We start from the raw sequence: 9,569 nt of genomic DNA on the forward strand, positions 1-9,569 counted from the left end.
GGATTGTCCTCTGTTTGTGGCAGAAAAAGTGCCCTCTCTCCGCTTGCCGGCAGATGTTCCAAAGTTTTCAGATCACTGGCCAGAGGCAGAGTCAAGGAGATCAGATCGGGGCAGCCAGGAGGTAACCAATTCAAAGAAGAGATTTCAGTTTCAGATGTTTCTGCGCGCCATTGTTCGACGCTCTGCCGCGAGAGGGAAAGCAGCAACAGATCACTCGGTGGCGAACGATGGCCCGTATGTTGTAACAGCGCAATGAGCATCTGTTCCAGCAGTGCCTGATTGCCGTGAATAAACAATTCAGTATCCAACTGCAATCGCCACTCCGCCAAGGAGGGATGGTGCAGAGTGTGCGCAAACAGATTGCGCAGCAATTGATTGAGATTAATGGCAATGAATGGCTGTGCACAATAGACGATATGTTGTTGAATAGTGGTGGCAATGCGATTGCCCTGATCGGCCAATTCACGCAGTTGCAACAACAGGCTATTGCGTTGCATGCTCGAATAGCCACTCTCCTCTTCCTGAAGAATTTGACAGGTGGTGGAGAGGTTGGCCATGGGTTGCGCCACCGTTTTGCTGATCGGCAACAGGAGAGTGTAGAGCAGATGCAAATCTGCAGCCGATTGCTCGTTTTTTTCTTTTATACAGGTTTGATACCAGCGCTTGAGAGAGGCAGACAGAGCGCGCCATTCTGGATCTGTGGTGGTCAAGTGCGGTGTTTGGTTGAGAGCAGAGTGTGCTCCCAGTTGCAGGATATGCTGCAACTGCAACAGTGGATTACGCACACGCAACCAAACGAAAAGAGTGCTGGCAAGCAGCAGCATCAACAACAGGGCACTGAAGAGCAGAATCAGCTTATGAGTGTGCTGCATGGCGCGCGTCACATCATTTTTGGTATCAGAGGCCAACTGTTCACCAATGGCGAGGAGTTGACGGCCGATTTGATGGAGAAGAAGTTCTACATCATGTATTTGTTTGGGATCTTGTTCGAGTTGTCGAGGGGCCAGCAACAGTTTTTCCCGATATTCTGCCACCAGAACGCTTAAATTGGCATAAATGGCATTGCCATCCGCCCGATCCAAAAAGGCTTGGCGTTCAAAACGCAACTGGCGATCCACTTGATCCAGATAGTTCAAGGCATTTTCCCAGTCATTTTTTTTGTGAAACTGGAAATAGCCCTTTTCGTAACGTCTGGTTTCGAGCAAAATATTGAGAAAATTCATGAAAAAATGATCTTCCATGGCCTCTCGGTGGATCTGTACCGCTTCCATGGCCAAAAGGGCCAACGCCAGCAGTACGGCCATACCTGCCCCAATGATGCCAATCAGGAGCCGATTTGCCAGTGAATGCCAAAACTTCATGAAACAGGTTACCTCAATCTATCGTTGCTCTTCTCCAGCCAAACAGTGGCGGTTGCGTCCACTTTGTTTAGCGGCATAGAGGGCTTGATCGGCTTGTTTGAGCAGAAGATTATAATCAGGATGCCCTTTATAGACCGCCACACCGATGCTGCAAGTGACGGAAATCACTTGATCATGATGGACGACAAAGGGACGCTGTTCACACTCTCGGCGAATTTTTTCTGCAATCACGATGGCATGTTTGCTGCTCGTATTGCCTAGTACTGCCAAAAACTCTTCGCCTCCCAAACGGAATAAAAAGTCACTGATACGCAAAGTGCCAACCAATAACTCGCTAAACTGGCGCAAAACAGCATCTCCGGCATCATGTCCATAGGTATCATTGATTTTTTTGAAGAAATCAATGTCCAGCAACAGCAGGCTGTAGGAATAGCCCTGTTTCATGCTGATTTCCGTCTCCCGACGCAGCACGGTATCCAGGTAGCGGCGGTTGTAGAGACTGGTCAAGGTGTCGCGACCCGCATCCAGTTTGACGATCTGTTCCACCAGGCTGCTCAGATACCAGGCTGTCTGATTGACATGGCTGTCAAAAGCCCGCACCTTGTTGATAAACTTGGTTTTTAATCCTCCGCTGCGCAGGGTGGCGGCCTGACTGAGCTCCATATCAATCTGTCGCAAGTAGTGTTTGAGCTTGTCTACCATGGCCGGTTCGGGCAGCAAGAGTTCTGCTTTATGAAACACCCACATGCCAACCACCGAATATTCAGCATAGACCATGGTGTCGGGATCGATACGACGGTTTTGAAACAGGTTAAAGAGGATATTTTTTGACCAGTCCAAAAGCTGCGAACGGACCCTTTCGCACTCAATGGCCACATTTTGACTGAGAGCATTCATGCGCAAGGAGAGGGTATCGGTTTCATATTTGACCAAATTTTTGAAATAGCTGTCAGACATCAATGAACTGACAATGTCGAGCAACTCATCCAGCAATTGGGCCATGGCAACCTGTTTTTCTGTTGATTCGACCTGAAATTCCAACCGACTATGAATCTCCCGTTTGAAGATGCGAATGGCGTGATGAATATAATGAAGATTGATATTCAGGTCGGCATGTTTGCTGCCGATCTCCAGTTGTCGTAAAATAAACTGTTCGACTTCCAGGGCATTGGTCGGTCGAAACAGGGCACTCCACCAATGATCCATCGCTTCCAGCAGGTTGCGGGTGACCACTGAGTTGTCAATCAAGGTGGCCAATTCATCTACTTCGTGGATCTCCTTGAAAAAGGAGAGCACAATGGCGGGAATTTCCGGCAAGACCACATCGCGTAATTCCAACATCAGATAACGCAGACTGCCAAAATAGATATTGGCCAATCTGGAAAAGAGAATATCCCGCATATTCATAATGAGTGCTTTCCGCTATGAGCGAACCGATCGGCCCAATTTTTCTTCCACGCTGGCAATTTTGCCGACGAGGCGGTTCTCTTTACCCTGCCGATAGTCAATACGCATGGCGATGGAAATGCGCTTGCAGTCTGTTTGCATGGTGGTCAGGCACTGTTTGACCACCTCCATACATTGCTCCCACTCCCCTTCCAGACAGGTTCCCATGGGGCCCAATTTGTAGGGCAGACCACTCTGATCGATAATATCCAGAGATCTGGCTACATAAGTGCTGACACTTTCACCTTTATCCAGTGGGGTCATGGAAAATTCCAGCAATACACTCATGGCAAAACTCCTTGCTATGGGGAGATAATTTACTAAAGACTGATTGTGAATTTTGCGAGTTTGAACCGTTCAGCAGGGGCAATGCAACCCTAAATTTATTGATGGGCGAAAAACTGCTTGCTTCTGGCTCTCTGCCGCGACTACCATTCTGCAGTGGCAAGGGGTGGCGGAGAGAGCGGACTATTCTGACAGGCAGATTGAGGTCATGCGGTTATGTCATTGGACATCACCAAATATCGCAACAGTTTTCTTAATGAGGCAATTGATCATTTGCATACGGTCAATGAGCAATTGCTTTTGTTGGAAGAGGAGCCGACTGATAACGAGCGCATAAATTCCATTTTTCGTGCCATCCACTCCATGAAGGGCACCTCGCGCATGTTAAAACTATTGCGCATCAATCAGGTGGCTCACTCCTTGGAAAATATACTGGATGCCTTGCGCAGTGGTCGGATCAGCCACAGCAAGCCGTTGAGCAATTTGTTGTTTCAAGGGGCAGATTTGCTCTCGGCGCTGGTGGAAGAGAGTCGTACCGGGGTTGAGATTGACACTGACTTGGAGATCTATTGTCAACGCTTCAATCTGGCTGCCCAAGGCGAGGCGTGGCAAGAGGAGGGCACAGCCCAAGCAGTTGTTGCGCTCCCTCCAGAAGAGGAGGTCAACTTTGAGGGCGAAGCCAAGCCGGAAGCGGCAAGCCAGGCAGAGGAGATGCAAGCGGCACAGAGTGCTGGAGCTGCCTCTGCTCCTGCAGTGCCTGACGCTGCTGTTGAGGCCGCACCTGCTGCTGTACGGCAGAGTGTGGCCGGAGAGCATGCTACTCCCTCGTTGGCTAGTCACATGCCTCCCCTGTCGGCTGCCGGAGGGGTAAAACCGGTATTGCCGGGTGGGCAGGCAAACACCGGCAAACGCGCAGAGGAGAGCAGCGATAAACTGCGGGTCACTGCACCCCGTCTGGATGCAGCGACAATTCGCATTCCTGCCGAGCGTTTGGATGAGTTGATCAATATCTCTGGTGAAATTGCCTTGTTGCACCGGCGGCAACTACAGCGGGCTGGCGAATTGCGGCAAATTGCTGGTTTGGCACGCAAGATTCATAAATATTTCCAGCAATTGGATAAGCTGCCGGCAGGGCATGCCGACCAAGAGCTTTGGCAGAGTTTGGGTGACCGTTTGCTGGAGATGCGGCACTCTTCCTATCAGACCGCCAGCGCTTTCACCGCCGATGCCGATCTGCAATCATTTTTGGTCGAGCATTTACAGAGTAAAACGCTGCATTTGCGCATGTTGCCGTTGACCAATCTGTTCAATTCCCTGGCCCGTTCGGTACGTGATGCGGCGGCATCATTGGGCAAGGATGTCCGTTTTATCGTCGATGGTGGCGAGGCATCGTTGGATAAAAAGATCATTGAACGATTGGGTGAGCCTTTGCTGCACATGATTCGCAACGCACTCGATCATGGTATTGAGAGTGTAGAGCAGCGTCTGGCTGCGGGCAAAGAGGCGCAAGGGCGGTTGCGTCTGTTTGCCGGCTATGAAGGGGGGAATGTGATCATTGAGTTGGCCGATGATGGAGCGGGGATCCCAGTGGCCAAAATCAAGGAGCGGGCGCTCAAGCTGAAACTGGTTGATGAAACGCTGTTGCCGTTGATGGCCGAGCGGGAGATTGTGCAATTGATTTTTCACCCGGGTTTAAGCACCAGCTCCTTTATCACCGACATCTCTGGCCGGGGTGTTGGCATGGATGTGGTGCGCAAAAATATTGTCGAGGATCTCAAAGGGGAGATTCAGGTAGAAACAGTGGCGGGTCAGGGCACCCGCTTTACCATTCGTTTGCCGGCAACCTTGGCGGTGCGCAACCTGTTGGTGGTGGCTGCGGGTGGGGAGATGTTTGCATTTCTCTCTGATTTTGTTGATGAAATTATTCATATTACCCCCGATGAGATTTTGCCGATGGCCGGTTATGAAGCCATTCGTCTACGGGAGCAATTTGTGCCGGTGACCACGATGGCGGCCTTGTTGGAACAACCGGGTTTACAACAGGATCGACGCAAAAAAAGAGTGGCCGTTTTGATCATCAGCAATGGTTCGGAGCGTTTGGGGGTAACGATTGATGGCCTGGTGGATCAGGGGGCGATGATGATCAAGCCGTTACCCAGCCACATGCAAAGCAATCCATGGGTCTCTGGAGTGACGCAATCGGGCAATCAGGATGCCATCTGTTTGCTGCATGTACCGGGATTGATTCAACGCGCCAAACGGGAGAGCGTGACGCGGCATAGAGTCAGCATCCAGGAGAATAGTGATAATCGGCAATCGATTCGCATTCTGGTTGCCGACGACTCGATCAATACCAGCGAGATCGAACGCAGTATTTTGGAATCCTATGGCTATCAGGTGGAGGTGGCCAATGATGGCATGGCCGCGTGGGGAAAACTGCAAAAAGGGGCCTTTGATCTGTTGATCACCGATGTGGAGATGCCACGCATGGATGGTTTCAGCTTGGTGAAAACGGTTCGTGAGAGTGCTCGTCATGCGGAGTTGCCGGTGATCATGGTGACTTCATTAGAAAAAGAGGAGGACAAACGGCGCGGCATGCAGGTGGGGGCCAATGCCTATATTGTCAAAGGTGATTTCCAGCAGACCACTTTGTTGGATACAGTGAGAACATTGATCGGCTAAGACGGGGATCAGCAGCGATGGCAGATGCGGCCTTAAAACTCTTGGTGGTGGACGATGAGATGATCGTCCGGGCAATTCTTGGTGATATTTTAAGCTCTGCCGGTTATGAGGTGTTGGCAGCCGAGGATGGTGCAGAAGGGTGGCAGATGGTGCAGGAGGATGACAATATTGCCCTGGTCATTTCCGACATCAACATGCCGCAGATGAATGGTTTGCAATTCATGGCGCAGGCCCGTTCCTTGCGGGCTGAGCTGCCGATTATCATCCTGACCTCCAGTAATGAGATGTCGGTTGCGGTAGAGGCGATCAATAAAGGGGCGGATGACTATCTGCTCAAGGATGAAAATATTGCCGACATGGTGTTGATTTCGGTGCGCAAGGTGTTGGAAATGCGTCTTATTGCCCGTAAAAACAAGCAGTTGATGCGGGACATGGAAGAGCAGAACAGACGCCTGGAAAATACCTTGGCCGAGTTGCAGCAAACCTATGAAGATCTGAAACAGAAAAAAGAGCAATTGATTCAATCGGAAAAGATGGCCTCATTGGGTCGTTTGGTGGCCGGGGTGGCGCATGAAATCAACACCCCTGTGGGGGTGTGTGTGACTGCCGCCTCCTATTGGGCTACCGATACCCAGGAGATCTCCAGCGCCTATCAAAACAAAACCATGAAACGCTCGGATCTGGAGCTCTACTTTCATAAAGCCGATGAGTTGGCGCGTTTGATTCAGCTCAACCTCTCGCGCACCGCAGAGCTGATTCGCAGTTTCAAAATGGTCTCTGCCGATCAGACCAACCTGGAAAAACGTACCATTCGGGTGAAAAGCTATCTGGAGGATGTGCTGGTCAGCCTGGGGCCAAAGTTGAAAGATCAACGCTTTGCCATAACCATAGATTGTCCAGAGAGTTTGGAGCTGATTTCACTGCCGGGGGCTATTGCGCAAATTTTTACCAATTTGATCATGAACTCCCTGATTCATGGTTTTGAGGGGCGGGAGAGCGGATCGATACAGATTGCCGTGCAAGAGCGGGATGAGCAGGTAGAGTTTTTGTATCGGGATGATGGAAAAGGGATTGCTGCCGAGCATATCAAACAGATTTTTGATCCTTTTTTTACCACCAAAAGAAATCAGGGGGGGCTTGGTTTGGGATTGAATATCATTCACAACACCGTTGAGCAGACCTTGGGGGGAAGAATCACCTGCAGTAGTCAAGTCGGTGCAGGGGTTCTGTTTACCCTGCTGTTGCCACGGGTGTTGGGGACAGGATAAGCATGATGAGCGAAACAAACGAACAAGAAGAATTTGCCAAGCCAGCGGCCACTCTTGCAGAAGAGTTGCCTGCCGATGAGGAGGATCTCTTTTTTGCCGACGAAGAGGAGGAGCAGGAGGCCAGTGCTGCCTCTGCAGAGAGCGCTGCCTGGAAGATCTTGATTGTGGATGATGAAGAGAGCGTGCATGTAGTCACCCGCCTGGCTCTGGAAGGGGCAAAGGTGGAGGGGCAGGCGTTGCGCTTTTTGAGTGCCCGTTCACGGGCAGAGGCTTTGGCGGTTTTGGCAGACAATCCCGATATTGCCTTGATCCTGCTGGATGTGGTGATGGAAGAGGATGACAGTGGCTTGCAGGTGGTGCGGGCCATTCGTGATCAAATGCACAATCATCTGGTACGGATAATTCTTCGCACGGGACAACCGGGCATGGCGCCGGAAAAAGAGATGGTGCTTAAATATCAGATTAATGATTATAAAGAGAAAAATGATCTGACCTACCAGAAACTGTTTACCACCGTGGTCTCTTCGTTACGCTCCTATCAGGATTTGGTGCGTTTGGATCATTCCAATGCCCAACTGCGTGACGAGTCGGAAAAGCTGCGTCAGGCGTTGGATCGTCTGGAACGGAAAAGTCAGGCCATCGAATGTTTTGTACCGAAAAATTTTCTCACCTATATTGGCCGCGATGGCATTGAGGATGTCCACTATGGGGATGCGGTGGCCAAGACAATGTCGGTCTTTTTTTCTGATATACGCGATTTTACCTCGTTGTCGGAATGTATGACTCATGTAGAAAATTTTAATTTTATTAACAACTATCTCACCTTTGTGGCTCCGATGATCCAGAAGCATGGAGGATTTATCGACAAGTTTATCGGAGACTGCATTATGGCCTTGTTTCCCTTGGATCTATCGCAATGGCATAACGGTTCGGTGGATGCTGCCATCGAAATGAGTCAGATTCTCAAGGTCTACAATCAATATCGCCATAAATCGGGATATAAGCCGATTCGGGTAGGAGTAGGCATCCATGCCGGACCGGTTTATCTGGGGACTGTTGGTTTTGAAAAACGCATGGATACCACTGCGGTCGGCGATACGGTCAATCTGGCCTCTCGCTTGGAAACCCTGACCAAATATTATGGAATCACCATTGCCATCTCCCAACCCTCTTATGAGCTGTTGGACAAGAGCAAGGGCTATTGTCTGCGTGAGATTGATACGGTGCGCGTCAAAGGCAAGTCGGAAGCGGTGACGGTTTGGGAGGTGGTGGAGGGTTCCAATGAACAGCGCCAGGAGCAGATCCGCCGCTTTTTACCGCAATACCAGGAGGCATTGCACTGGTATAAAACCCAGGAGTGGAGTCTGGCAGAGGCGGTGTTTGCCGATTTGTATCGAGAGATGCCCAGCGATCAGGTGAGCCGAATCTATCTGGAACGTTGTCGGCGTTTGCAGCAGGAGAGACCAGGCGCCAATTGGGATGGGGTCAGTCAGGTGTGAAGGCAGGGCAAGTGCTGGGCTGTGGGTTGAAGATACACACTGTGTCAACAGGACAAGGGTAGGGCCACACTGAGAGCGTGTACATAAGCAGGTTTGTGCACACGCTCTGAGGCGAATTGTTAACGGGAGAATGATCCATGAATCTGATTCAGAAACTGGGAAGTGGTTTTTTGTTTCTGGTGCTTTCGCCGATGCTGGCCACCTTGGCCATCAACCATTCGGAGATGAAAAACTCTATCACTGGTTATTATCAGGACTCCTTGCGCAGTGCCGCCACCAATGTAATTGGCGTGGATTTTCCCGGTTTGATGCGGGCATCGCAAAACTATATTAAAGATATTGCCAAGGATCCGCGCCTGGTAGCGGCGGTGGAGACGGCCATTCGAGATAAAAAAGGGGGGAGCAATCAAGGGATACGCGATATTATTACCGAAATTCGCGAGGATGTGGCCCTTTCGATCATGGAGGTGCCAGGCATGGATGGCAACATGCTTTTCAGCTCCTCAGCCCATCGCAACACCTTGAATGTCAGCCAGTTGGATCTGTTTCATCGGGTGGTCAAAGAGGGTTGGGCCACCATGTTTGTCTTTGATGATATCAAGAAGCAATATATGGTTCTCACCGGTTCCTTGATCAAACATCAGCAAACGGCGATTGGCATGTTGTTGGGAGGATATATTCTTGATGCAGAAAAGCTCAAGGAGTTGGCCAACCATGGTGATGTTTTTTTGATCAAGCAGGATGAGCTGGTCAAGGGGCAGGAGGGGGGGGGCTTGGCTGCCATTGCTGGCAGCAATGCCAGTTATTCGGCCATGCAGGCAGTAAATATGGCAGAGATGAATGAGCTGTTTCAAAGCGTCAAGGTGGCGTGTGAGCGGGATGTCAACAGCAACAACTGTCAACAGCCGCAAATTCGTTTATGGACGAAGGAGGTCGCCAATGATCTGCTCATTTATGCCGGTGTACCAGTTCGCTTGGGTCAATCCTTGCCCTTTGGATCGTTGGTCATAGTGCAGAATGCCAACCAG

7 protein-coding genes are annotated in these 9,569 nt (G+C 50.4%); 4 read left to right on the forward strand and 3 right to left on the reverse strand.

Going from position 1 to position 9,569, the window contains the following annotated elements; all coding sequences use genetic code 11:
- The 3 genes from EJP87_RS08415 to EJP87_RS08425 form a co-directional block, all read right to left on the reverse strand.
- Positions 1 to 1,361 (reverse strand): hypothetical protein (locus tag EJP87_RS08415; RefSeq protein WP_130471421.1); only part of this gene is annotated, 1,361 nt, incomplete at its 3' end.
- Positions 1,362 to 1,379: 18 nt separating this feature from the next.
- Positions 1,380 to 2,768: a GGDEF domain-containing protein gene (locus EJP87_RS08420; RefSeq protein WP_130471422.1), complete on the reverse strand. Its 1,389-nt coding sequence runs from the start codon at positions 2,766 to 2,768 to the stop codon at positions 1,380 to 1,382.
- 15 nt (positions 2,769 to 2,783) lie between these two features.
- Positions 2,784 to 3,095 (reverse strand): MTH1187 family thiamine-binding protein, encoded by a 312-nt coding sequence (locus EJP87_RS08425; RefSeq protein ID WP_130471423.1) that lies wholly within the window; start codon positions 3,093 to 3,095, stop codon positions 2,784 to 2,786.
- A gap of 213 nt (positions 3,096 to 3,308) precedes the next feature.
- On the opposite strand from EJP87_RS08425, the gene EJP87_RS08430 reads away from it, so the two are divergent.
- The 4 genes from EJP87_RS08430 to EJP87_RS17775 form a co-directional block, all read left to right on the forward strand.
- Positions 3,309 to 5,774 carry a hybrid sensor histidine kinase/response regulator gene (locus EJP87_RS08430; RefSeq protein ID WP_130471424.1) on the forward strand — a complete coding sequence of 822 codons (2,466 nt, stop codon included), beginning with the start codon at positions 3,309 to 3,311 and terminating at the stop codon, positions 5,772 to 5,774.
- Positions 5,775 to 5,791: 17 nt separating this feature from the next.
- Positions 5,792 to 7,042, forward strand: a complete 1,251-nt coding sequence (locus EJP87_RS08435; RefSeq protein ID WP_130471425.1) for a hybrid sensor histidine kinase/response regulator — start codon at positions 5,792 to 5,794, stop codon at positions 7,040 to 7,042.
- A 2-nt stretch (positions 7,043 to 7,044) separates the two neighbouring features.
- A complete protein-coding gene (locus EJP87_RS08440) occupies positions 7,045 to 8,541 on the forward strand; it encodes an adenylate/guanylate cyclase domain-containing protein (RefSeq protein ID WP_130471426.1) in 1,497 nt (498 codons plus the stop codon).
- A 137-nt stretch (positions 8,542 to 8,678) separates the two neighbouring features.
- Positions 8,679 to 9,569, forward strand: an 891-nt coding sequence (locus EJP87_RS17775) for a hypothetical protein (protein WP_193771242.1), incomplete at its 3' end; no start/stop codon positions are given.

The organism is Candidatus Magnetaquicoccus inordinatus, from assembly GCF_004217665.1.
Lineage (GTDB): Bacteria > Pseudomonadota > Magnetococcia > Magnetococcales > Magnetaquicoccaceae > Magnetaquicoccus > Magnetaquicoccus inordinatus.

Coding starts and splice junctions, on each gene's coding strand:
- EJP87_RS08440 (WP_130471426.1), top strand. CDS start 7,045: ATGATGAGCGAAACAAACGAACAAGAAGAATTTGCCAAGCCAGCGGCC.
- EJP87_RS08430 (WP_130471424.1), top strand. CDS start 3,309: ATGTCATTGGACATCACCAAATATCGCAACAGTTTTCTTAATGAGGCA.
- EJP87_RS08425 (WP_130471423.1), bottom strand. CDS start 3,095: ATGAGTGTATTGCTGGAATTTTCCATGACCCCACTGGATAAAGGTGAA.
- EJP87_RS08420 (WP_130471422.1), bottom strand. CDS start 2,768: ATGAATATGCGGGATATTCTCTTTTCCAGATTGGCCAATATCTATTTT.
- EJP87_RS08435 (WP_130471425.1), top strand. CDS start 5,792: ATGGCAGATGCGGCCTTAAAACTCTTGGTGGTGGACGATGAGATGATC.